Source organism: Streptomyces sp. NPDC028635, from assembly GCF_040637635.1.
In the GTDB taxonomy this organism is placed as follows: domain Bacteria; phylum Actinomycetota; class Actinomycetes; order Streptomycetales; family Streptomycetaceae; genus Streptomyces.
This window is the reverse complement of sequence record NZ_JBEZWX010000022.1, coordinates 1-23,255: the sequence shown is the minus strand read 5'-3', so window position 1 is coordinate 23,255 and position 23,255 is coordinate 1. Positions and strand designations below refer to the sequence as shown.

General features: G+C 73.4%; 23 protein-coding genes. 13 read left to right on the top strand and 10 right to left on the bottom strand.

Going from position 1 to position 23,255, the window contains the following annotated elements; translation table 11 throughout:
- Positions 1-61 precede the first annotated feature (61 nt).
- The 3 genes from AB0E88_RS22670 to AB0E88_RS22660 form a co-directional block, all read right to left on the bottom strand.
- Complete coding sequence (locus AB0E88_RS22670) at positions 62-667, bottom strand: hypothetical protein (RefSeq protein ID WP_361633358.1); 606 nt, start codon at positions 665-667, stop codon at positions 62-64.
- A 223-nt stretch (positions 668-890) separates the two neighbouring features.
- On the bottom strand, positions 891-1,727 hold the full coding sequence (locus AB0E88_RS22665) for an MOSC N-terminal beta barrel domain-containing protein (protein ID WP_361633113.1): 837 nt from the start codon (positions 1,725-1,727) through the stop codon (positions 891-893).
- 42 nt (positions 1,728-1,769) lie between these two features.
- On the bottom strand, positions 1,770-2,204 hold the full coding sequence (locus tag AB0E88_RS22660) for a DUF6643 family protein (protein WP_361633111.1): 435 nt from the start codon (positions 2,202-2,204) through the stop codon (positions 1,770-1,772).
- Positions 2,205-2,511: 307 nt separating this feature from the next.
- On the opposite strand from AB0E88_RS22660, the gene AB0E88_RS22655 reads away from it, so the two are divergent.
- Positions 2,512-3,936, top strand: coding sequence for a TerD family protein (locus AB0E88_RS22655; RefSeq protein WP_361633109.1), 1,425 nt, complete (start codon positions 2,512-2,514; stop codon positions 3,934-3,936).
- A gap of 15 nt (positions 3,937-3,951) precedes the next feature.
- On the opposite strand, the gene AB0E88_RS22650 is transcribed toward AB0E88_RS22655, so the two are convergent.
- Entirely contained in the window at positions 3,952-5,145 is a 1,194-nt protein-coding gene (locus AB0E88_RS22650; RefSeq protein WP_361633107.1) for a glycosyltransferase, read from the bottom strand.
- A gap of 39 nt (positions 5,146-5,184) precedes the next feature.
- Between AB0E88_RS22650 and AB0E88_RS22645 the strand changes: the two genes are divergently transcribed.
- The gene (locus tag AB0E88_RS22645) at positions 5,185-5,970 is read left to right on the top strand and encodes an aspartate/glutamate racemase family protein (protein WP_361633105.1); all 786 of its coding nucleotides are present in this window, start codon (positions 5,185-5,187) and stop codon (positions 5,968-5,970) included.
- 93 nt (positions 5,971-6,063) lie between these two features.
- Positions 6,064-6,612, top strand: a complete 549-nt coding sequence (locus AB0E88_RS22640) for a hypothetical protein (RefSeq protein WP_361633103.1) — start codon at positions 6,064-6,066, stop codon at positions 6,610-6,612.
- Between the two features lie 265 nt (positions 6,613-6,877).
- Here the strand turns inward: AB0E88_RS22640 and AB0E88_RS22635 are convergent, their stop codons facing one another.
- A complete protein-coding gene (locus AB0E88_RS22635; RefSeq protein WP_361633101.1) occupies positions 6,878-7,879 on the bottom strand; it encodes a hypothetical protein in 1,002 nt (333 codons plus the stop codon).
- Positions 7,880-8,317: 438 nt separating this feature from the next.
- On the opposite strand from AB0E88_RS22635, the gene lnt reads away from it, so the two are divergent.
- The 5 genes from lnt to AB0E88_RS22610 all read left to right on the top strand — a co-directional run bounded on the left by lnt (position 8,318) and on the right by AB0E88_RS22610 (position 15,113).
- Positions 8,318-9,967: an apolipoprotein N-acyltransferase gene (lnt, locus tag AB0E88_RS22630; RefSeq protein ID WP_361633099.1), complete on the top strand. Its 1,650-nt coding sequence runs from the start codon at positions 8,318-8,320 to the stop codon at positions 9,965-9,967.
- Positions 9,968-9,997: 30 nt separating this feature from the next.
- Positions 9,998-10,477: an NUDIX domain-containing protein gene (locus AB0E88_RS22625; RefSeq protein ID WP_361633097.1), complete on the top strand. Its 480-nt coding sequence runs from the start codon at positions 9,998-10,000 to the stop codon at positions 10,475-10,477.
- Positions 10,478-10,531: 54 nt separating this feature from the next.
- Complete coding sequence (locus AB0E88_RS22620; RefSeq protein ID WP_361633095.1) at positions 10,532-11,332, top strand: 3-hydroxybutyrate dehydrogenase; 801 nt, start codon at positions 10,532-10,534, stop codon at positions 11,330-11,332.
- Between the two features lie 198 nt (positions 11,333-11,530).
- Positions 11,531-13,633, top strand: a complete 2,103-nt coding sequence (locus AB0E88_RS22615; protein ID WP_361633093.1) for a GAF domain-containing protein — start codon at positions 11,531-11,533, stop codon at positions 13,631-13,633.
- A 118-nt stretch (positions 13,634-13,751) separates the two neighbouring features.
- On the top strand, positions 13,752-15,113 hold the full coding sequence (locus AB0E88_RS22610; RefSeq protein ID WP_361633091.1) for an MFS transporter: 1,362 nt from the start codon (positions 13,752-13,754) through the stop codon (positions 15,111-15,113).
- A gap of 57 nt (positions 15,114-15,170) precedes the next feature.
- On the opposite strand, the gene AB0E88_RS22605 is transcribed toward AB0E88_RS22610, so the two are convergent.
- The 3 genes from AB0E88_RS22605 to AB0E88_RS22595 form a co-directional block, all read right to left on the bottom strand.
- On the bottom strand, positions 15,171-15,596 hold the full coding sequence (locus tag AB0E88_RS22605) for a plastocyanin/azurin family copper-binding protein (RefSeq protein ID WP_361633089.1): 426 nt from the start codon (positions 15,594-15,596) through the stop codon (positions 15,171-15,173).
- A gap of 64 nt (positions 15,597-15,660) precedes the next feature.
- Positions 15,661-16,356 carry a DUF6882 domain-containing protein gene (locus AB0E88_RS22600; RefSeq protein WP_361633087.1) on the bottom strand — a complete coding sequence of 232 codons (696 nt, stop codon included), beginning with the start codon at positions 16,354-16,356 and terminating at the stop codon, positions 15,661-15,663.
- A complete protein-coding gene (locus AB0E88_RS22595) occupies positions 16,346-16,759 on the bottom strand; it encodes a 5-carboxymethyl-2-hydroxymuconate delta isomerase (protein ID WP_361633085.1) in 414 nt (137 codons plus the stop codon). The genes AB0E88_RS22600 and AB0E88_RS22595 overlap by 11 nt, the downstream gene beginning before the upstream one ends.
- Positions 16,760-16,887: 128 nt before the next feature.
- Between AB0E88_RS22595 and AB0E88_RS22590 the strand changes: the two genes are divergently transcribed.
- The 5 genes from AB0E88_RS22590 to AB0E88_RS22570 all read left to right on the top strand — a co-directional run bounded on the left by AB0E88_RS22590 (position 16,888) and on the right by AB0E88_RS22570 (position 22,027).
- Positions 16,888-17,433: a YciI family protein gene (locus tag AB0E88_RS22590; RefSeq protein ID WP_361633083.1), complete on the top strand. Its 546-nt coding sequence runs from the start codon at positions 16,888-16,890 to the stop codon at positions 17,431-17,433.
- A 451-nt stretch (positions 17,434-17,884) separates the two neighbouring features.
- Positions 17,885-18,328: a Fur family transcriptional regulator gene (locus AB0E88_RS22585; RefSeq protein ID WP_361633081.1), complete on the top strand. Its 444-nt coding sequence runs from the start codon at positions 17,885-17,887 to the stop codon at positions 18,326-18,328.
- Between the two features lie 71 nt (positions 18,329-18,399).
- Complete coding sequence (katG, locus tag AB0E88_RS22580) at positions 18,400-20,616, top strand: catalase/peroxidase HPI (RefSeq protein WP_361633079.1); 2,217 nt, start codon at positions 18,400-18,402, stop codon at positions 20,614-20,616.
- A 158-nt stretch (positions 20,617-20,774) separates the two neighbouring features.
- Positions 20,775-21,443, top strand: coding sequence for an O-methyltransferase (locus tag AB0E88_RS22575; RefSeq protein WP_361633077.1), 669 nt, complete (start codon positions 20,775-20,777; stop codon positions 21,441-21,443).
- 182 nt (positions 21,444-21,625) lie between these two features.
- A complete protein-coding gene (locus AB0E88_RS22570) occupies positions 21,626-22,027 on the top strand; it encodes an SseB family protein (RefSeq protein ID WP_361633075.1) in 402 nt (133 codons plus the stop codon).
- A gap of 15 nt (positions 22,028-22,042) precedes the next feature.
- Here AB0E88_RS22570 and AB0E88_RS22565 read toward each other — a convergent pair whose 3' ends face one another.
- Together AB0E88_RS22565 and AB0E88_RS22560 are read right to left on the bottom strand one after the other, a co-directional pair.
- On the bottom strand, positions 22,043-22,441 hold the full coding sequence (locus tag AB0E88_RS22565; protein ID WP_361633073.1) for a MarR family transcriptional regulator: 399 nt from the start codon (positions 22,439-22,441) through the stop codon (positions 22,043-22,045).
- 73 nt (positions 22,442-22,514) lie between these two features.
- Complete coding sequence (locus AB0E88_RS22560) at positions 22,515-22,865, bottom strand: VOC family protein (protein ID WP_361633071.1); 351 nt, start codon at positions 22,863-22,865, stop codon at positions 22,515-22,517.
- Between the last annotated feature and the right edge of the window lie 390 nt (positions 22,866-23,255).

Sequence of the window (23,255 nt, the reverse complement as noted above, 5' to 3'; positions counted from 1 at the left end):
AGCTCGGCCGGTCCACCGTAGCGTGCGCGGGGCCGGTGAGTTGACCGGAGACGGAACGCGGTCAGCTGCCGGTACCCGTCCGGCCCCAGTCCGGGCCCGCCCGCAGCCAGGCCCGGTCCCAGCGGGCGTAACGGCGGCGGAGCATGCGCCAGACGATCAGCCGTCTGCCCGCCTCGACGAGGCCTGCCACCGCCAGGGCCGTGCCGACCCCGGCGAGCACGGCGTGCGTGGCGGCGGTGGCGGAGTCCAGGGGACGGGCCGCGAGGTCACCGTGCGGGTCCGTCCATATCGTGAAGTGGTCGCCGTGCTCCGGGGACTTCAGCGTCGTCATGACCGGGGCGTGGTGGGCGCTGCCGTCGGGGCCCCGCCAGTCGGCGAGGACGCGGCTGCGGGTGTCGCGCCCGGCGGCCAGGTCGGGACTGGCCTCCAGCGGGGAGCGCTTCACCTCGTGGTCCACGGTGGCCGCCACCTCGTAACGGGTGTGCCGCTGGTCGCGGACCGACTGCTGCAGGGCACCGTCGGCGGCCCTGCCGGCGAGGGCGCCGGCCACCGGCGCGACGACCAGGATCAGCAGCAGGGCCGTCAGGGCCACCCAGCTCTCCACCAGGTCCGTCCCTCGGCGCAGCGGATTGCGCCGCCAGCGCCACAGCCCGAGGATCGCTCGCACCATCGCCCGCACCCCCTTCCCGCTCCGTGATAACTCCGTGCGGAGCCGTCCACCGGAGAACCCGGCGGAAGAGAGAGGGAAATCACCTCCCACCGGCGGTTCTCAGGAACCTCTCATCCTTCCAACGAGCGGCTCCCGGCGAAGGGTTCCCCGCGGCGCGCCGGATCCACGCGGACGCGAACCGGGGCGGCGGGTCCGGCGCGGGACCGGCGGGAGGTCCGGGTCAGGACGGGGAGACGTCGAGGACGCGGACGGGGTCGCCCACGCGGATCGTGCCCGGGGTGAGGGGCACCAGGTTCTGGCCGAAGACCAGGCGATTGCCGAAGCGGCGGTGCCGGCCGAGGGTGCGCAGGGGTTCCTTGCCGCGCACGGCGGTGTCCTGGTCGGTGGTGGTGACCACGCACCGTCCGCTCGGCTTGGCCACCCGCAGGACGACGTCACCGATGGCGATGCGGGACCAGCCGTCCTCGGCCCACGGCTCGGTGCCCGCCACGACCACGTTGGGCCGGAAGCGGTTCATGGGCAGCGGGCCCTCGTGGGCGTACGCTCCCTGCGCCAGCAGGGAGTTGAGGGCGTCCAGGGACGCGGTGGTGGTGAGCAGCAGCGGGAAGCCGTCGGCGAACGAGACGGTCTCACCGGGCACCGCGTACTCGGGATCGACGGGGCGGCGCACGGCCGGGTCGTCCATGTGCACCAGTCGCACGTCGGCCCCGAGGTAGGAACTGCACCAGGTGTGGGCGCCGGCGTCGGCGGGCACCGCCTCCACCTTGTCGCCGAAGATGTCCACCGTCACCGTGCCCGGTCCGCCGGGGACGGCGACCGTCAGCGGGCCGAGGCCGGGAGCGGACAGCCGGAGGCCGCCGCCGGGCACGGGCTCGGCGGCGGCCAGGGCGAGGCGTGGCTGCTCGCGCTGGGTGACGACCTTTCCCCCGTCGTCGATCAGCACCCAGCGCCGGTCTCCGGCCAGCCCCCAGGGCTCCACGACGGCTTCCCGGAGCGACATGCCCCGGAACGCCTTGACCGGATGGACGTGTATCGAGAGCAGCTCCGCGTTCCCCATGGGGACATCCTGCCAGCCGGCACCGACGCCCCCGCGACGGACTCAGTAACCGCGGTACTGCTGGTTGTTGTACGGATCCTGGTACGGCGCCGGGGCGGGCCGGGGAGCCGCGGGGCGCATCGCCTCGTAGCCCATGTTCTGCGGCGCCGCCGGGCGGGGCTGCTGCGGCTGCTGGCCGGGGTAGCCGCGCGGCGCGGTGGCCTGCTGCGGGATGTAGGCCGTGGGCGCCTGCTGCAGCGGGGCGGGCTGCTGCATGTGCGGGTAGCCGTAGGAGGGCTGGGACGGCGCCGCCGGGAGGGCGGGCAGGGCGGACGGCAGCGCGGGCAGCTGGCTGCCGGGCATGTCGTACGCGGCGGGGACCCGGATCGGGGCGATCTGGGGAGTGCCCCGCTCGGCCACGAGCGAGTCGTAGATCGGGGTGTCCGGGAAAGAGGCGGAGTAGTAGCCGCCACCATAAGTGGAGCGGGGGGAGGTCATGGCACATAAGTTAAGCCCACGATGTGCTGGTTGGGGAGACCGATAAGAGGGTTGTTTTGCGTGCCCTGAGTGACCACGGATCCCCAATCCGAGCGAACATGGGAAAAAGGGGCGGCAGGGATGGCGATATTCCTGTAAAGCGCGAGTTCCCAAGGGGTTACCGGCGGTTGACGGGCTGTGCGGGACCGGGTCGGATGCGACCCTGAGGGTGCTGTGGCAGCGTCCGGAGAGCGGCGGACGGATGACGCACCGTGGTCGCCGGTGAGCGGCGCGGAGCGGTGAACGGATGATGGGGGCGGACATGTCAATGGCCAAGGGATCGAACACGCCGGTGCCGACGACGGCGCTGCGCGTCGAACTGGGCTGGCGCCCCGGCCCCGGCGTACCCGACGTGGACGCGTCCGCACTGCTTCTGGCAGGGGCGAAGGTGCGCTCCGACGGCGACTTCGTCTTCTACAACCAGCCCTCCCACCCCTCCGGCGCGGTCCGTCACGAGGGCAAGCGGCAGGCAGGCGACCGGGTGACCGACACCCTCCTGGTCGACCTCGCGCGCGTGGAGGGCCCCATCGAGCGGGTCGTCCTCGCCGCCTCCGCCGACGGCGGCACCTTCGGCCAGGTACCCGGCCTGTACATCGAAGTGCGCGACGCCGCGCAGGGCGGCGTGGTCGCCCGGTTCGACAGCACCGGCGCGAGCGTCGAGACGGCCTTCGTGCTCGGCGAGTTCTACCGCCGCCAGGGCGCCTGGAAGTTCCGCGCGGTCGGGCAGGGCTACAGCAGCGGACTGGAGGGCCTCGCCACGGACTTCGGCATCACGGTGGACGAACCCCAGAACGCCCCCGCCCCCCAGTCTGTTCAGCCCGCGCCACCGCCGCCGAACCCGTGGGCCGCCCCGGCACCGCCCGCGCCCCCGGTGACCATGCCACCCCCGGGCCCGACGTCCCCCTACGGCACGCCTCCGCCTCCCTCCCCCTACGGCACGCCTGCGCCCCCGTCTCCCTACGGGACGCCCGCGCCCGCGCCGTCCCACGGGATGCCCGCGCCCTCCTACGGCACCCCGCCGCCCCCTCCTGGGGGCGCCGCGCCCGCGCAGCCCGTCCGGCTGACCAAGGTGACGCTGACCAAGGCGGCGCCCGCCGTCTCGCTCGCCAAGCAGGGCGGCACCTCCGGCGCCCTGCGCGTCAACCTCAACTGGGAGGTGCGCAAGCAGTTCTCCGGGTGGGGCAGCAAACGCGGCCGGGCCGTCGCGCTGCACAACGACCTCGACCTCGACCTGTGCGCCCTGTACGAACTCGCCGACGGCCGCAAGGGCGTCGTGCAGGCCCTCGGCAACGCCTTCGGCGCCCTGCGGCAGCCGCCGTACATCCACCTCGACGGCGACGACCGCACCGGAGCCGTGGCGACAGGCGAGAACCTCACCGTCAATCTCGATCACATCCGGGACTTCCGGCGCATCCTCGTCTTCGTCACCATCTACGAGGGCGCCCGCTCGTTCGCCGACCTGCACGCCACGGTCACGCTCCAGCCGCAGTACGGCGCACCCGTCGAGTTCTCCCTCGACGAGTGCACCGTGCCCTCGACGGTGTGCGCGCTCGCCCTGATCACCAACACCGGCGGCGACCTCGTCGTCCAGCGCGAGGCCCGTTACCTGGTGCCCGACCGGGGGGTCAGCCCGCAGCGGACCGTCGACCGCGTCTACGGCTGGGGCATGAACTGGACCCCTGGCCGCAAGTAGGACGCCGGCAGGGCGTCAGCTCTCGTCGGGCACGGCGTCCGGGCGCGCGTAGGTGCGGCCCTTCCAGGCCGCACCGCGCCCCCGGTAGTGCTGCACCGCCGAGTCGAGCGTCATCAGCAGGTACAGGAACGCGGTGAACGGCAGCAGCGGAGCGAGCCACAGCGGCTGCCGGTAGTACCGCACCATCGGCGCGTACGTGCCCGTCATCACCAGCCACGCGGACCCGCCGAGCAGCGCCAGCGCGCCGTCGCCCGTGCCCAGGGCCGCGATCAGCGCCACCGGCGGCACCAGGTAGACCAGGGCGAGCCCGGCGACCGTACCGAGCAGCAGCAGCGGGTTGTGCCGCAGTTGCGCATAGGCGCTGCGCGACACCATCCGCCACAGATCGTGCAGGCGCGGATAGGGCCGCACACTGTCGACGGACTCCGCCAGGCCGAGCCAGATGTGCCCGCCGGCCTTCTTCACCGCCCGTGCGAGGGCCACGTCGTCGATGACGGCGTGCCGGATGGCGTCCGGGATCCGGGCCCGTACGGCCGTCTCGGTCCGCAGCAGGACGCAGCCGCCCGCCGCTGCCGCCGTACGCCCGCCCCGGCGGCCGATCCGGCGGAAGGGATACAGCTGCGCGAAGAAGTAGACGAAGGCGGGCACCACCAGCCGCTCCCACAGGCTCTCCACCCGAAGCCGGGCCATCTGCGACACGGCGTCGAAGCCCCCGGTCTCCGCGGCCGCCACCAGGCCGCGCAGGCTGTCCGGGGCGTGAGCGATGTCCGCGTCCGTCAGCAGCAGATAGCGGGGCTCACGCGCGCGTGCCAGCGCGATGCCGTACCGCACCGCCCACAGTTTGCCCGTCCAGCCCGCGGGCGGCTCACCCGGCGAGCCGACGGTCAGCGGCAGCCCGCCGCAGCGCTGGGCCAGCTCCCGCGCGAGCGCCCCGGTGCCGTCCGAGCTGCCGTCGTCCACCAGGAAGACCTCCGCCCGCCCCGGATAGTCCTGCGCCAGCAGCGACGGCAGACTGCGCGGCAGCACCTCCGCCTCGTCACGCGCCGGTACGACGACGCAGACCGACGGCCACGCGCGGGGCTCCCGGCGCGGCGGCAGACGCACGTCCGTGCGCCAGAACATGCCTTGCGCCAGCAACAGCCACAGCCAGGCGGCGAGGGACACGGCGGCGATCCACACGAAGGCGCTCACCTGCGCAGTGTGCCCCACCGCGGCGACCCGACGGAGGTCATCGTCTATCGTGGCCGGGTGAAGATCGCGCTCATGGACTCCGGAATCGGGCTGCTGGCGGCCACCGCCGCGGTGCGGCGCCTGCGCCCCGACGCCGATCTGGTGCTCTCCCTCGACCCGGACGGCATGCCCTGGGGCCCGCGTACCCCCCAGGACCTCACCGCGCGCGCCGTCGCCGTCGCCGAGGCCGCGGCCGCCCACCGGCCCGACGCCCTGATCGTCGGCTGCAACACGGCGACCGTGCACGCCCTGCCCGCGCTGCGCGCCCTGCTGGAGCCCGGGATCCCGGTCATCGGCACGGTTCCCGCGATCAAGCCGGCCGCGGCGGGCGGCGGCCATGTGGCGATCTGGGCGACGCCCGCCACCACCGGCAGCGCCTACCAGCGCGGACTCATCCGCGACTTCGCCGACGGCGTCCCGGTCGCCGAGGTGCCCTGCTGGGGTCTCGCCGAGGCCGTCGAGCACGCCGACGAAACCGCCATCGACGCCGCCGTCGCCGCGGCGGCGGCCCTCACCCCGGAAGACGTCACCACCGTCGTCCTGGGCTGCACCCATTACGAACTCGTCGCCGAACGCATCCACGCCGCCGTCCACCGGCCCGGCCGCCCGAAGCCGGCGCTGTACGGCTCCGCCGGCGCCGTGGCCGCGCAGGCGCTGCGCCGGATGGGCGAGGTCGCGGCGCCCGAGGCGCCCGCGGTCGGCTCGCTCACCGTGCTGCTCAGCGGCCGCGAGGGCACCCTGCCGCAGGCCGCGCTGGCCTATGAGGAGGGCAGGCTGCTGCCTGCCGTCAGCCCCGCGTCGTAGGGCAGGCACCCCCGGCGGACCGGCGCACTCCGCCGGAGCAGTCACGGTGTGCGACCCGGTACCCGCACAGCGAAACATGAGTACCCTCAAGGCATGAGGGACGACCGCCTCCGCGACGCCGACGCCCCGCTGCCCGTCGTCTGGCACGGACGGGCCACCAACCGCGTGCAGTGGCTGCTGGCGCTGGTGGGTGTCGCCTGTGTCGCCCTCGGCATCGAGCTCGCCGTGGACTCGGCCTGGACGTCCGGGATCACCGCGCTCGCCATGGCGGTCGTGGGCTGCATCGCCGCCGGGCTCCTCGTCGTCTTCGGCACCCTTGCCTTCGTGCACGTCGACCTCAAGCTCGACCGGGAATGCCTCGAGGTGCGCTGCGGCCACATCGGTCTGCCGCGCCGGCGCATCCCGCTGGACCACATCGCGGGCGCCGAGGTCGCCCCGCACGTCACGCCCCGCCACTGGGGTGGCTGGGGATACCGCTGGCGGCCCGAGAAGGGCACGGCGGTCGTCGTACGCCGCGGCGAGGGCGTGGTGCTGCGGCTGTGGGACGGACACACGTTCACCATCACCGTGGACAACGCCGAAGCGGCGGTCCGGATGATCCGTGACCGGCTGCGGCCCACGTCCCCGGGCGCGCTGCGCTGACGCTCCACCGAGGCGGGCGATCGCCCGGACAGCGTGCACGACGGGGTCCGACTGCACGACGGGGTTCCACGCGTGCGTGGGGTCCGGCTGTCGCTGTGCGAGCTCCGGGTGTGGGCGGGCCGGCTGCCGCCTTACGGGGCACCGTGCGTGTGAGTCGGGTGTCGCCGTAGGAGGGTGCACGCGTGCGGTCAGGCTTTCTCTCGGCGGGGCGTCACGCGCGTGCCGCTGCCGGCGTCGTCCTGCTGCCGCCGGGGGTGCGTGACGCTCACCGGACCAGTCGGCCGCCTCGCGCCGGCACGGCGGGCGGGGTCCGTGGAGTCTCCTCCGCCAGGGGGCGCGCCGTCGCCACTCCGGCCACCAGGCCCGCGCCGACGGACACCGCCGTGAAGCTCAGCGCGTTGCTCACCGAGGCGATCGCCGCGAGTGCCGTCAGGGTCGCGCCCGCGGTCAGGACGAGCGCGGTGGGCCGCCGCGAGCGCCACAGCGCGAACAGCACCCAGCCGAACACCGCCGCCAGCAGCGCCACCCCGACCACACCCTGCTCGGCGGCCTGCTGCAACGACGCCGAGTGCGGCTTCGCGTCCGGCGGCAGCGCCTGAGCCGCCGCCTGGCTGAGGTCCCCGAACCTGCCGGGGCCGACACCCAGCACCGCGTCGTCGCCCGCCAGCCCGAGAGCGTCCCGCCACAGCAGCACCCGGTGCGGGGTGAGCGGACCCTCCAGAGCGGCGGCCGGCCCCGTCGGCAGCACTCCCGCGGCGATCGCCCACACCGTGCCGGTCACCGCGGCGGTGGCCACGGCCAGACCGGCGACACCCAGCCCGCGGTGCCGCATCCGGCCCGCGGCCAGCGAGGCGAGCAGCACGGTCGTACAGCCGACCGCGCCCGCGACGGAACCGACGGCCGCCGCGGTCACCGCCGTCCCGGCCGCCAGCAGGCGCAGCGCCAGCCGCACGGCCGGCGTCCCCGCCGCCCAGGCGGCACAGCACGCGGCGCCCGCGGACAGCGTCAGCACCGCGGACGTCGCGCCCGTGTGCCCGAGCGGCGCGCTGATCTGCGGGCTCGCCGCAAGGCCCGGCGTGGTGGCGACCAGGACGAGCCCGGCCACCGCCGCGGCACCGGGCGCGCCCACCGGCAGCAGCGCACCGCCGATCCGCCCGGCGGCCCACCCCGCCGCCACGGCCAGCACCGCGAGCAGCACACCCTCGGGCCGCCCGTCGTGGGCTCCCGCCGTGATCAGCGACCACGCGGAGCAGGCGCCCAGCAGCACTGTCCCCGCCGCGTCAGAAACGTTTCGTCTGTCCTCGTCCGGTTCCGGACCGCCCCCGGACGACACTCTCGACGTGGACCCCACCCCGTCCCCCTGTACCGGTCGCCCCCGACCCGCGCCCGGCCGCGTCGCCGGGACCCGGGCACACCGTAACGGCTGATGACCGGTTTGTGGATGAGTTGTGCAGAGGTACGTGGATGCGTGGATATGCAGGCACTCGGATACCGAGGTCCGGACACCGGTCCGGACACGGGCGGACGCGGGGGAACGACGCGGCCCGGAGTGCCTGTACGAGGCCGGGGCGCTTGCCTAGGAGACCGGGGCGCCCGCATACGGGGCCGGGGCGCCTGCATACGAGCCCGGGGAGGGACCGTCGCCGACCGCCGCCCGGGCGGCCGGCGCTGTCAACGCCGAGGTCACCCGCCGTACACTCCCCGAGTGACCGTCACCGCAACATCCGTGGGCCAGGCGGACGAGCTGGAACCCGACAGCGCGTCCCCCGCTCGCGGCGCGCGCCTCAAGCGCCTCGTCCCGGCCGTCGCGGCGGTGCTCTGCGGAGTGCTGCTGTACGTGAGCTTCCCGCCCCGCACCCTGTGGTGGCTCGCCCTGCCCGCGTTCGCGGGCCTCGGCTGGGTGCTGCGCGGCCGCGGCTGGAAGGCGGGGCTCGGCCTCGGCTACCTCTTCGGCCTCGGCTTCCTGCTCCCGCTGCTGGTGTGGACCGGCGTCGAGGTCGGCTCCCTGCCGTGGGTGGCGCTGTGCGCGGTGGAGGCCCTGTTCGTCGCCCTGGTCGGCGCGGGCATCGCCGTGGTCTCGCGGCTGCCGGCCTGGCCCGTATGGGCGGCGGCGGTGTGGATCGCGGGCGAGGCGGCACGCGCGCGTGCGCCGTTCGGCGGCTTCCCCTGGGGCAAGATCGCCTTCGGACAGGCGGACGGCATCTTCCTCCCGCTCGCGGCCGTGGGCGGCACCCCGGTCCTCGGCTTCGCGGTCGTCCTGTGCGGCTTCGGCCTGTACGAGACCGTACGACTCGTCGTGGAAGGGCGACGCACACGCGTGCTGCGGCGTGGCGCCGCCTCGGCGGCCCTGCTGAGCTTGGCCGTCCCCGTGGCCGGCGCGCTGGCCGCGCGCACCCTGGTCAGCGACCGGGCCGAGGACGGCACGGCGACCGTGGCCCTCATCCAGGGCAACGTCCCGCGCCTCGGGCTGGACTTCAACTCCCAGCGTCGGGCCGTGCTCGACTACCACGCGCGTGAGACCGAGCGGCTCGCGGCGGAGATCAAGGCGGGCAAGCAGCCCAGGCCCGACTTCGTACTGTGGCCGGAGAACTCCTCCGACCTCGACCCCTTCGCCTACGCCGACGCGGCCTACGTCATCGACCAGGCCGCCAAGGACATCGGCGTGCCCATCTCCGTGGGCAGCGTCGTCGAGCGGGACGGGAAGCTGTACAACGAGCAGATCCTGTGGGACCCCGCCAAGGGCCCCACGCAGACGTACGACAAGCGCCGCACCCAGCCGTTCGGCGAGTTCCTGCCCCTGCGGTCGCTGGTCGGCGCCATCAACAGCGACTGGACCGAGATGGCCCGGCAGGACTTCAGCCCCGGCACCAGGCCCGGCGTCTTCACCATGCACGGCACCAAGGTCGGCCTCGCCACCTGCTACGAGGCCGCCTTCGACTGGGCGGTGCGCGACACCGTCACGCACGGCGCGCAGATGATCTCCGTGCCGAGCAACAACGCGACCTTCGACCGCAGCGAGATGACCTACCAGCAACTCGCCATGTCCCGGGTGCGGGCCGTCGAGCACAGCCGCACCGTCACCGTCCCGGTGACCAGCGGCGTCAGCGCGATCATCATGCCCGACGGCAGGATCACCCAGCGGACCGGCATGTTCGTCGCGGACTCGCTGGTGCAGAAGGTCCCGCTGCGCTCCTCCACGACGCCCGCGACCGACCTGGGCGTCCTGCCGGAGATCGCCCTGGTGCTCGCCGCGGCCGCCGGTCTCGGCTGGGCGATCGGCGCCGGTGTGCGCGGGCGCCGCGCCGGTGACGTGTCGCCGCAGGCCCGCCGCACGTCCCCCGCCGCCGGCCGCTGACCAGCGGGCCGGCCCGTTAGGGTCGGCCCCATGGCTACTCCCGACTTCATCCGCACACTCCGGGCCTCGGCCGGGACCCAGCTGCTGTGGCTGCCCGGCGTCACCGCGATCCCGTTCGACGACGACGGCAGAGTGCTGCTGGGCCGGCGTGCCGACACCGGCACGTGGTCGGTGATCGGCGGCATCCCGGACCCGGGGGAGCAGCCCGCGGCGTGCGCGGTGCGCGAGGTGTACGAGGAGACGGCCGTGCGCTGCGTCGCCGAGCGGGTGGTGCTGGTCCAGGCGCTCGACCCGTTCACCTATCCCAACGGCGACACCTGCCAGTTCATGGACATCACCTTCCGCTGCCGCGCCGTCGGCGGCGAGGCCCGGGTCAACGACGACGAGTCGCTCGAGGTCGGCTGGTTCGCTGTGGACGCCCTGCCCGAGCTGCGCGAGTTCGCCCGCTTCCGGATCAAGCAGGCCATGGCCGACGCACCCACATGGTTCGACCCCAGCAACACGCTGTGAAGTATGTGGGCCGACCACATGGGGTGGGGCGGGGGCGCCGCCTAGGGTCGTGCCATGACCGCGCCCAGCCCGCCCCCGGGCCCCCACGCCCCCTCGCTCGACCTCGGCGGTCGCACCGCCCTCGTCACCGGTGCCGCCGGCGGCATCGGCCGCGCCTGCGCGCTGCGGCTGGCCGCCGCCGGGGCGAAGGTCCGGGCGGTCGACCGGGACGCGGCCGGCCTGGCCGCCCTCGCCGAACCGGCCGCCGGGCTGCCCGGCACCGTCGAGCCCCACGTCCTGGACCTCACCGACCTGGACGCCGCCGAGCACGCCGCCGCCGGCACGGACATCCTGGTCAACAACGCCGGCATCCAGCTCGTCCGCCCGATCGAGGAGTTCCCGCCCGACGTCTTCCACACGGTCCTCACCGTGATGCTGGAGGCTCCGTTCCGGCTCATCCGGGGCGCACTGCCGCACATGTACGGGCAGAAGTGGGGCCGGATCGTCAACATCTCCTCCGTCCACGGGCTGCGGGCCTCCGCCTACAAGTCCGCCTACGTGGCCGCCAAGCACGGCCTCGAGGGGCTGTCCAAGACCGCCGCCCTGGAGGGCGCGGCCCACGGCGTCACCTCCAACTGCGTCAACCCCGGGTATGTGCGCACCCCCCTGGTCGAGCGGCAGCTCGCCGACCAGGCCGCGGCGCACGGGATTCCCGAGGAACGGGTGCTGAGCGAGGTGCTGCTGCAGGACAGCGCGGTCAAGCGGCTGATCGAGGTGGAGGAGGTGGCCGAGGCCGTGGCGTACCTGTGCGGCCCGCACGCCTCCTTCGTCACCGGCACCTCGCTCGTCCTCGACGGCGGGTGGACCGCGCACTGACCCGCGTGCCGACCGGGGGATCGCGTCACCGGCTCGCACGCACGCCGTACGCGGATCGCGTCACCGGCTCGCACGCACGCCGTACGCGGATCGTGGCACCGGCTCGCACACCGCCGGGGGGACCGAGCGCTGACCTGGGCGCCGTCGGGTTTTCCACAGGCCTGACGCGTCGGCCGGGCGATGAGGAATCCTGTGACCATGTCCCGCGATCACGTCCCCTCGGACCGCCCCTCCGGACGGACCGACACCCCGCCCCGGCGACCCGGCAGCCGGCCCGCCACCGCGCCCACGACGGCGGCTGAGCAGACCGACGCGGCGCACGCGCAGTTCGACGGTGAGCAGACCGACGCGGCGCACGCGCAGTTCGACGGTGAGCAGGCCGGCGGGGTGCCCGCGCAGTTCGACGTGGAGACGCCCTTCCTCTCGCTTCTGGCCCGCGGCGCTGCCGCCGACGCCTATGAGCAGCCGGTGCTGCGGGCACGTGCCGAGGGGTGGCTCCCGGAGCGGATCGCCGCGCTGGAGCACGCCAAGCTGCTCGCCCTGCGGGTGCGTGCCGAACTGGACGGCCGGCGCCGCCGGGAGGCGGAGCTGTCCGCGCTGTTCGAGACCGCCCACGACCTGGCGGGGCTCAGGGACCTGGACGCCGTCCTCCAGGCGATCGTGCAACGCGCCCGTTCCCTGCTCGGCACCGACGTCGCCTACCTCAGCCTCAACGACCCCGAGCGCGGCGACACCTACATGCGGGTCACCGAGGGTTCGGTCGCGGCCCGCTTCCAGCAACTGCGCCTGGGCATGGGCGAGGGGCTCGGCGGCCTGGTCGCCCAGACCGCCCGCCCCTACGTCACCGACGACTACTTCAAGGACGAGCGCTTCCAGCACACCACGAGCATCGACACCGGCGTGCGCGACGAGGGACTGGTCGCCATCCTCGGCGTGCCCCTGATGCTCGGCGCCCACGTCATCGGCGTGCTGTTCGCCGCCGACCGCAGGGCCCGCGTCTTCGAACGCGAGCAGATCGCCCTGCTCGGCTCCTTCGCCGCCCTGGCCGCGGCCGCCATCGACACCGCCAACCTGCTGACCGAGACCCGTTCCGCCCTCGCCGGCCTGGAGCGGGCCAACGAGATCATCAGGGACCGCAGCGCCGTCATCGAACGCGCCTCGGACGTCCACGACCGGCTCGCCGAACTCGTCCTGCGCGGCGGGGGAGTGCACGACGTGGCCGCCGCCGTCTCCCAAGTGCTCTCCGGAACCGTCGAGTTCGCGGAAGCCGACGCCGCACCCGCACGGGCCCTGGAGGCCTCCCGCGCGGACGGCCACGCCGTACGGCACGGGGACGACTGGATCGCGGCGGTCGCCGCGGGCGGCGAACTGCTCGGGGCGCTCGTCCTGCGCGGTCAACGGGCCCTCGACCCGGTCGACCAGCGCACCTTGGAGCGCGCGGCCATGGTCACCTCCCTTCTGCTGCTGGCCAGACGCTCGGCCGCCGAGGCCGAACAGCGCGTGCGCGGCGAACTGCTGGACGACCTGCTCGACGCCCGCGACCGCGACCCGCGCCTGCTGCGCGAGCGTGCCGCCCGGCTGCGTGCCGACCTCGACGCGACGCACGTCGTGCTCGCCGCCCGCCTCGACGGCCCCGCGGCGGACGCCGACCGGGAGGCGGAGGCCCGCCGCCGGCTGTGGGCCGCCGCCTCCCACCTGGCCGCGACCCGGCAGGGACTGGCCGCCGCACGCGACGGCGGCACGGTCCTGCTGCTCCCGCTGCCGCCCGGCGAGTCGGCCACCGCGCTGGCCCGTTCCGCCGCCCGCCATCTCGGCACCGCCGTCCACGAAGCGGTCACCGTCGGCGCCTCCGCGCCCGTCGCCGGCCCGGCCGCCCGTCCCGAGGCCGTGACCGCCGCCTATGGCGAGGCCCGCCGCTGCCTCGACGCACTGCGCCTGCTGGGCCGTACGGGAGACGGTGCGGCCGCCGAGGACTTCGGCTTCCTGGGCCTGCTGCTGGCCGGCGACCGGGACATCGCCGGCTTCGTCGAGCGCACGATAGGCCGCGTCGCCGACTACGACGCACGGCGCGGCACGGACCTGCTGCACACCCTGGAGGCGTACTTCGCCTGCGGCATGAGCCCGGCCCGCACCAAGGACGCACTGCACGTCCACGTCAACACGGTCGCGCAGCGCCTGGACCGCGTGGCCCGCCTCCTCGGCGACGACTGGCAGAACCCGGCCCGAGCCCTGGAGATCCAACTCGCCCTGCGGCTGCACCGCTTGTCCGCGGGGGTGAGCGCCGACGCCCCCGGCGACTGAGGTGCGCACATAGGCGGGGCCCGAACTATGGTGCCCCACCACATGTCCGCCTGACCTGCGTGTTCCTACGGTGTGCCGACACGTACCCGTCCCCACCGCACACGAGGAAGTGGCGCACATGGCCTCCGGAACGACCGCATCCCCGCCCCCGGCGAACCTCAAGCGCATCGTCGCCGCCAGCCTCATCGGGACCACCATCGAGTGGTACGACTTCTTCCTCTACGCGTCGGCCGCCGCGCTGGTGTTCAACAAGCTGTTCTTCCCCGACTCCGACCCGCTCGTCGGCACCCTGCTGTCCTTCCTGACCTACGCCGTCGGGTTCGCGGCGCGGCCGCTGGGCGCGCTGGTGTTCGGGCACTACGGCGACCGGCTCGGCCGTAAGAAGCTGCTCGTGCTGAGCCTGCTGATGATGGGCGGGGCCACCTTCGCCATCGGCCTGCTGCCCACCCACGCCACGATCGGCACCGCGGCGCCCGTGCTGCTGACCGTCCTGCGGCTGGTCCAGGGCTTCGCGCTCGGCGGCGAGTGGGGCGGCGCCGTCCTGCTGGTGTCGGAGCACGGGGACGCGCGGCGGCGCGGGTTCTGGGCCTCGTGGCCGCAGACCGGGGCGCCCGCCGGGCAGTTGCTCGCGACCGGCGTGCTGTCGCTGCTGACCGCCACGCTGTCGGACGACGCCTTCGCGAGCTGGGGATGGCGGGTTCCGTTCCTGCTGTCGGGTCTGCTGGTGCTGGTCGGCCTGTGGGTCCGGCTCTCGGTCGACGAGTCGCCGGTCTTCAGGGCCGCACTCGCCGCGGCCGAGCAGCGCAAGGCGGCGACCGGCGCCGTCGAGAAGATGCCGCTGCTGGCGGTGTTGCGCGACCACTGGCGGGACATCCTGGTCGCCATGGGGGCGCGGATGGCGGAGAACATCAGCTACTACGTCATCACCGCCTTCATCCTCGTCTACGCCACCACCTCCGCGGGCCTGAGCAAGCAGACCGCGCTCAACGCGGTGCTGATCGGCTCGGCCGTGCACTTCGCGGTCATTCCCGCCTGGGGTGCCCTGTCGGACCGCATCGGCCGGCGGCCCGTCTACCTCATCGGCGCGGTGGGCGTCGGCCTGTGGATGTTCCCGTTCTTCGCGCTCATCGACAGCAAGAGCTTCGGCAGTCTGCTGCTGGCCGTGACCGTCGGGCTGATCCTGCACGGCGCCATGTACGCGCCACAGGCCGCCTTCTTCTCCGAGATGTTCGCGACCCGGATGCGCTACTCGGGCGCGTCCATCGGCGCCCAGTTCTCGTCCGTGGCCGCCGGCGCGCCGGCCCCGCTGATCGCGACCGCGCTGCTGTCCGACTACGACAGCTCCACCCCGATCGCACTGTACGTCATCGCCGCCGCCCTGCTCACGGTCGTCGCGATCGCCTGCGCCAAGGAGACCCGCAGCCGCGACCTCGCCGACGTGGTCCCGGAGACACCGGCCCCGGTGCGCGCGGACGCCTGAGTGCTCACAGCCCTTCCGGAACGCCCCCTTCGCCGCGGCGAAGGGGGCCGTGCCGTGTCAGCCGACCTGGATGTGCTTGTCCATGCCGAGCGCCTTGTGCCCGGGCACGGGGCAGTAAAGATCGTACGAACCCTTCTTGAGGGTCACCGTCAGCGGGGCCATCTGACCGCCCTGGATGTTCTTGGTCCGGGCGTCCTCCACGCCGGGGCCGTCGATCGACAGGGCGTGGGTGATGTGGCCGGCGTTGTCGGCGACGAAGGTGTAGGTGCCGGGCGTGAAGGACGTCCGGGACAGCTTCAGCCCGTACTCGGTCTCGGTGACGGTCACCCGGGTCCCCGAGCCGGTGGACTGCGCTGCGGAAGTGCCCGAGCTCTTCGCCTGGCCGCCGCCCCCGCTGGAGCAGGCGGCCAGGACCAGTGCCGCCGTGAAGGCCGCCGCCGCGGTACCGGCCGCCCGGCGCTTCGTGTGTGCCGAGAACGCCATGTCGCTCATCCCCTTCGCATCGACCTCTATGTCTGATACGTGGGGGAATGTCGAGCTGTTCAGGTCAGGGCTGAGGGATGACCTTCACCTCCACGCCCCCGATGCGGCCCACCGCGTCGAAGCGCACCTCGACCGCGCTGCCGCCGGCCGGGCCGGCCACGATCCGGTCGTCCTCGGCGCGCTGGGGAACACCGTGGTGGTCGAAGTACCCGCTCACCACGTGCCGGGCCGAACGGCCGATCAGGCCCGCGCCGGTGAGCAGGGTCCGCGGCAGCGTCACCGGGTCCAGGCCGGCGCGCGGCACCCGCGGGTCGTCGGCGAGGAAGTAGACCCGCGTCGCCGGTCCCGCGGCGGCGCCGATGTACCCGGGGGCCTCGGCCACCCCCATGCCGGTGAAGGCGAGCAACTCCGCGGCGCGCCGTGGGTCCGGGAAACCGGACAACCGCAGTACGGGCTCGGTGAGTTCGGGGATGCCGTGGGCGCGTCCGTACCGCCGCACCGCACCGGTGAGCGCGACCGCCTCGGTGCCCTCCAGCCCCGGGTTCGCCCACCCCCACATCCAGGACTGCTCGTCCGTGTCGTAGGTGCCGAGGACGGCCACGCGCAGTTCGACGTCCCCCTGCCGGTAGCGGCAGGCCGCGAGGTCGGCCGTCCACGGTGCCTCGGGCAGGTACGCGGTCAGGGCCTCGAGCTGGGCCGCGCCCCAGGCGGCGTGCCGTTCGGCCTCCAGGAGGAACGCGTCGCTGAATTCACTCACCATGCCCCGAGCGTAGAAGCCCGGCGTCCGCCGCCTCGGTGCAGGCCCCCGGTCGCGCGGGCGGAGGGGAGAGGCGGTAGGAATCGGCGAGATCGCGTACCTCGACGGAGCGGATCACATGCTCGGCGGACGGCAGGTGGCGGCCGAGGATCGCCAGGACGGTCTCGGCGAGGCGTGCCTTCAACGCCTCCGAGCGGCCGGGCAACAGACCCACCTCCGCGTGCGCGAAGAGCGACTCTCCGGGCGGGCGGTCGCCGACGTACGTCTGCGCCGGGCGCAGGAACGTCTTGCACACCCCCGTCGAGCCGGAGTCCGCGATCACGGTCGTGTGCAGCTCCTTCACGAGGGTCTCCCGGTCGAAGGCGCCGTCCAGCTGCGAGGAGTAGTCGATGGTGATGTGCGGCACGGTGAGCCCCTTCGCGCGACTGCTGGTTACTTCAGGCAACTATTTTCGCGCATCCGCCCGCACCACGGCGCGGAGGCCCCGCGAGAAACCCGGTTCCGTGCGCGGGCGGGGTCCTGAACACTGCCGCCATGGAGTTCTTCGTTCACCACCGTGACCGGCCCGGCTCGCTTCCCCTGCGCCTCGAACTGGTCGAGGAGCACTGGTCCTACATGGACGGGTACGACAAGCAGCTGATCGCCCGTGGCCCCACCTTCCACGGCGACGTGCCCGGCGGGAGCGTGCACATCGTCGACCTGCCCGACGCGGCCGCCGCCCGCGCGTTCGCCTTCGACGAGCCCAACCAGCGGGCCGGCGTCTACCGGGACGTGCTGCTGCGCCGGTGGCGCAACATGCTGGGGCGCACCATGTGGCAGTTCCCCGGCGGCCCGGTCGACGGCGACGGCCACCTGGTGCTCGGCTTCGGCTCCGGCCGGGCGGCCGACGGGGACGTTCCGCCGCCCGACCGGGACCACCTCGTCGCCTACGGCCCCCTGCTCTCCGACGACGGCGCCCTCTGGCTGGGCACGGCCGCCCTGGTCCGCGCACCGGACGCCGACGCCGCCCGCGCGGTCCTCGATGCCGACCGGTACTCCTCGGTGGAGGTCCACCCCTGGGAACCGGGCGGCCGCAGGTAGGGCACTCTCCGAGAACGCGCCGCGCCGACGCGGCCCCGCGCGAGCCGTGCACGCCGTCGCCGCCGGCACGCACACCAGGACCGGGTGGACGGCCCCGGCCGTGGCGGCGGGTCGCGGCCCGCACCGCGGGCACCCGCGGCCGCCGCACCGGCAGGACCGCGAGCCCCCCCCGGGGTGGCCGTGGCGCCGAACAGCGGCGCGTTGGTGAGGCCGCACTGGAGGCCGGACGCGTGCGTCGCCCACCGCCCGCCCCGCTCCCGGACCGCGCGCTGCCGCGGTGGCTCGCGTTGCCCATCCATCACCCAGGCGCCCTCGCCCGCCATCCATAACGCGTCCCTGACGCTTTCCGAACCGGTGCGAACCGGTCGTAACCGGCCCCCGTACCCCCGTCACAAAATTGAATCGTTCGTTTTTCTGTACCTCTCGTGTCTGGCGGAGTAGGTTGCTCGCCATGAGCGCATCCCGGTCTGCGACCGCTGCCGAGGAGCTGCGCGGTGCCGGCCTGCGCGTCACGGCCGCCCGCGTGGCCCTCCTCGAAACCGTCCGTGCGGGCGACCACCTCGACGTCGAGGCGATCGCCGGCGGTGTGCGCGCCCGCGTGGGCCACATCTCCCTCCAGGCCGTCTACGAGGCGCTGCACGCGCTCACCGCGGCCGGGCTCATACGCCGCATCGAACCGGCCGGCAGTCCGGCCCGGTTCGAGGGGAGAGTGGGGGACAACCACCACCACGTCGTGTGCCGTTCCTGCGGGACCGTCGCCGACGTGGACTGCGGGGTCGGTGAGGCGCCCTGCCTGACCGCCTCCGACGACCACGGCTTCGTCATCGACGAGGCCGAGGTCATCTACTGGGGCCTGTGCCCCGGCTGCTCGACCGCAGGCAGTTCAGCATCCTGACCGCAGTCGCTTCAGCACCCTGATCCGCAAGCTGTTCAGCACCATGATCCGCTTAGTTCGGAAGGATCCGCATGTCCGAGAACCCTGACGCAATCGTCACCGACCCCAAGACGGAGGGCACGGGCGGCTGCCCCGTCGCGCACGGACGCGCCCCGCACCCCACGCAGGGCGGCGGCAACCGCCAGTGGTGGCCTGAGCGGCTCAACCTGAAGATCCTCGCCAAGAACCCGGCCGTGGCCAACCCGCTCGGCGAGGACTTCGACTACGCCGAGGCGTTCCAGAGCCTGGACCTCGCCGCGGTGAAGCAGGACATCGCCGAGGTGCTCACCACCTCGCAGGACTGGTGGCCGGCCGACTTCGGCAACTACGGCCCGCTCATGATCCGTATGGCCTGGCACAGCGCCGGCACCTACCGCATCAGCGACGGCCGCGGCGGCGCCGGTGCCGGTCAGCAGCGCTTCGCCCCGCTCAACAGCTGGCCGGACAACGCCAACCTGGACAAGGCCCGCCGTCTGCTGTGGCCGGTGAAGAAGAAGTACGGCAAGAGCCTGTCCTGGGCCGACCTGCTCGTCCTGACCGGCAATGTCGCGCTGGAGACGATGGGCTTCGAGACCTTCGGCTTCGGCGGCGGCCGCGCCGACGTCTGGGAGGCCGAGGAGGACGTCTACTGGGGTCCCGAGACCACCTGGCTCGGCGACGAGCGCTACAGCGGCGACCGCGAGCTGGAGAACCCGCTCGGCGCGGTCCAGATGGGTCTGATCTACGTCAACCCCGAGGGCCCCAACGGCAACCCGGACCCGATCGCCGCGGCCCGCGACATCCGTGAGACGTTCGCCCGCATGGCGATGAACGACGAGGAGACCGTCGCGCTCATCGCCGGCGGCCACACCTTCGGCAAGACCCACGGCGCCGGTCCCGCCGACCACGTGGGCAACGACCCCGAGGCCGCCTCCCTGGAGGAGCAGGGCCTCGGCTGGAAGTCGACCTACGGCACCGGCAAGGGCGGCGACACCATCACCTCGGGCCTCGAGGTGACCTGGACCAGCACGCCCACGCAGTGGGGCAACGGCTTCTTCAAGAACCTCTTCGAGTACGAGTACGAGCTGACCGAGTCCCCGGCCGGCGCCAAGCAGTGGGTCGCCAAGGACGCCCCGGAGATCATCCCGGACGCGCACGACCCGTCGAAGAAGCACCGCCCGACGATGCTCACCACCGACCTGTCGCTGCGCTTCGACCCGATCTACGGGCCGATCTCCCGCCGGTTCTACGAGAACCCCGACCAGTTCGCGGACGCCTTCGCCCGCGCCTGGTACAAGCTGACCCACCGTGACATGGGCCCGAAGTCGCTGTACCTCGGCCCCGAGGTCCCGGCGGAGACCCTGCTGTGGCAGGACCCGCTGCCGGAGGCCGAGGGCGAGCCCATCGGCGCCGCCGACGTCGCGGCCCTGAAGGCCAAGCTCCTCGACTCGGGTCTGACCGTGTCGCAGCTCGTGAGCACCGCGTGGGCGTCGGCGTCGACGTTCCGCGGCAGCGACAAGCGCGGCGGCGCCAACGGCGCCCGCATCCGCCTGCAGCCGCAGCGCGGCTGGGAGGTCAACGACCCCGACCAGCTCGCGCTGGTGCTGCGCACCCTCGAGGGCATCCAGCAGGAGTTCAACACCGGTGCCCGCAAGGTGTCGCTGGCCGACCTGATCGTGCTCGGCGGCTGCGTCGCGGTGGAGAAGGCCGCCAAGGACGCCGGGTTCGACATCGAGGTGCCGTTCACCCCGGGCCGCGTCGACGCGACCGAGGAGCACACCGACGCCGCTTCGTTCGACGCGCTGGAGCCGACCGCGGACGGCTTCCGCAACTACCTCGGCAAGGGCAACCGGCTGCCGGCCGAGTACCTGCTGCTCGACCGAGCCAACCTGCTCACCCTGAGCGCCCCCGAGATGACGGTCCTGGTCGGCGGCCTGCGTGTGCTGGGCGCCAACCACCAGCAGTCGCAGCTCGGTGTCTTCACCAAGACGCCCGGGGCCCTGACGAACGACTTCTTCGTCAACCTGCTCGACCTCGGTACGACGTGGAAGTCGACCAGCGAGGACCAGACCACGTTCGAGGGCCGTGACGCGGCCACGGGCGAGCTGAAGTGGGCCGGCAGCCGCGCCGACCTGGTCTTCGGCTCGAACTCCGAGCTGCGCGCGCTCGCGGAGGTCTACGCGAGCGACGACGCCAAGGAGAAGTTCGTGCAGGACTTCGTCGCGGCGTGGGTCAAGGTCATGAACCTGGACCGGTTCGACCTCGTCTGATCCTTCCGAACACCCGGTCCGGGCCGGCCCATGCGGGCCGGCCCGGACTGCTGTACGGCGACGCCGGACCGGGGCACGGTGATCGCTGTCGCACAAGCGGACACCCGTAGTAAGTTCCCTTTGTAAACTCACTCGTTCGAGCTGCAAGGGAGCCCGCCGTGTCCCAGGAGACCTGGACCGCTGTCGACGCCTACTTCAACGACCTGCTCGTCGAGGAGGACGCCGCCCTGCGCGCGGCCGTGTCCGACGCCGACGCGGCGGGGCTTCCGGCCATCCACGTCGCACCCAACCAGGGCAAGTTGCTGAACCTGCTGGCGCGGATGCGCGGTGCCCGCACCGTCCTGGAGATCGGCACCCTCGCCGGGTACAGCACGATATGGCTGGCCCGCGCCCTGCCCGAGGACGGACGTGTGGTCAGCCTGGAGGCCGACGAGCAGTGCGCCGCCCTCGCCGCCGCCAACGTGGCCCGCGCCGGGCTCGACCATGTCGTCGACATCCGTCTCGGCAAGGCGCTGGACATCCTGCCCCGGCTCGTGGAGGACGGGGAGGGCCCCTTCGACCTCGTCTTCATCGACGCCGACAAGCCCTCCAACCCCGCCTACCTGGAGTGGGCCCTGCGACTGACCCGCCCCGGCAGCGTCATCGTCGGCGACAACGTCGTACGGGAAGGAGCCGTCACGGACCCCGGCAGCCCCGACCCGCGGGTGCAGGGTGTGCGCCGCTTCACCGAACTGATCGCCGCCCACCCCCGGCTGACCGCGACGACCCTGCAGACGGTCGGTGAGAAGGGCTACGACGGGTTCACGCTGGCGCTCGTGACCGACTGACCGGCGGGCGGGTTCCGAGGGGTCTCGCTGACGTGGGCGCGTCGGGATGCCGTGCGGCGTGCTGCCCGATCGATCGCCGAGAAGGGGAATGATCGCGTCCGGGTCGGGTACGCGTGGCCAGACCGTGCCCGGGAGCCGTCACCGAAACGGCCCGCATGACTGCCGCTACCAGGGAAGACACCATGGACACACCCGCGAACGACAACACCGCCACGCCCGCCCAGCGCGCTCTGGACGCGCTCGCCCAGAACACGGAGGACACCGCCGCGCTCGACACGCTCGCCCACAGCGACGTGCTGGTGCCGGTGCCCGACGACGTCGCCGAAGAGGACGCCACGAACCCCTCCGCCGTGGCCCTGCCGGTGCTGGAGCAGCCGGGCGGCAACCCGGTGGTCCCGGTCTTCACCTCGGAGCCGGCGATGGCCGACCTGCTGCCCTACATCTCGCGCTACCGTCTGGTGCCGCTCGGCGCGCTGGCCGCCCAGTGGCCCGCGGACGACCTGTCGCTCACCATCGACGCGGGCTCGTCGCACCCGCTGACGCTCACCTCGGAAGGCGTACGCACCCTGCTGGCGCGGCCGTAGGGACCGACCCGGAGCTCACGCGGGCCGGCCGCCGAGCATCCGCTCCAGCACCTCCCGCTGGAGCGGTAGCACCTGCGCGTGCAGCCGGCGGCCCTTGTCCGTCAGGGCCACCCACACTCCCCGCCGGTCCTCGGCACACACCGAGCGCTCGACGAGGCCGTCCTTCTCCAGGCGGCCGATGAGGCGGGACAGCGCGCTCTGGCTGAGATGCACCTGTCCGACCAGGTTCTGCACCCGGCACTGGTCGCCCGGCCCGGCCGAGGCGCCGGCCAGGATGTCCAGCACCTCGAAATCGCTGGCGCCCAGACCGTGCGGGTGCAGGGCCCGGTCGATCTCGCACATCGTGCGGGCGTGCACGGACAGGATGTCCCGCCACCGCTCCTCGAGCCGCGCCTCGGCCGTCTTCGCTGCCATACCCGCACGGTAGCACCGAACCGGCCATTCGTTGACTATGCAACTACTGCGGGTGCAACGAGTCGTGCACTCCTCAGGCCACGGGGTCCTGGAGCAGCCCCACCAGGTTGCCGTCGGGGTCCTTCACGGAGACGATCAGCCGGCCGTTGCCGACGTCGCGCACATCCTGGACCACCTCGGCGCCCGCCTCCAGCAGCGCCGCGAGCCGCTCCCGCAGGTCGGTGACGTGCCAGAACGGCACCGGCCCGGTCAGCCCCTGAGCGTGCCCGTTCGGGTCCAGGCCCACGTCCTGGCCCTCGGCCTTGAATCCGACGTAGTACGGCTCGTCCACGTACGGCGCGACACCGAGCAGGGCTGTGAACACCGCCTTGGCCCGGTCCTTGTCCTTGACGGGGTAGATGATCGTCTGCACACCGGTGCTCATGGCACTCACTCCTCGAGAGGGCGGGGACCCGACGGGTTTCCGTCGGTGCATCCCACGCTAGGACGGCGCACCGTCCCGTGGCTTCTCCGATCCTGACCGGTCACGGAGAGCCCAGCGCCGCCCCGACCGGCGCACGGCGCCTGGGCGAGCGCGGAGTACGACGGCAGGGTGACATCACTTCCGACCGCCATTCGGGGGAAGACCGCCCACACCGAGCTGCGCCCGGGACCCGGAAGGGCCGACGGGCCCGCAGTCGCCGACGGCGTTAAGGGGCGACGGCCGGCACCCGCGTACGGCGGGAAGGGGCCGGGGTGGGGGGTGTCCGCCCGCAGCGGCCGGCACCGGGCAACGGTGCGCGCGTCGGGGACGGGCGGCCGGACCGAGGACGGA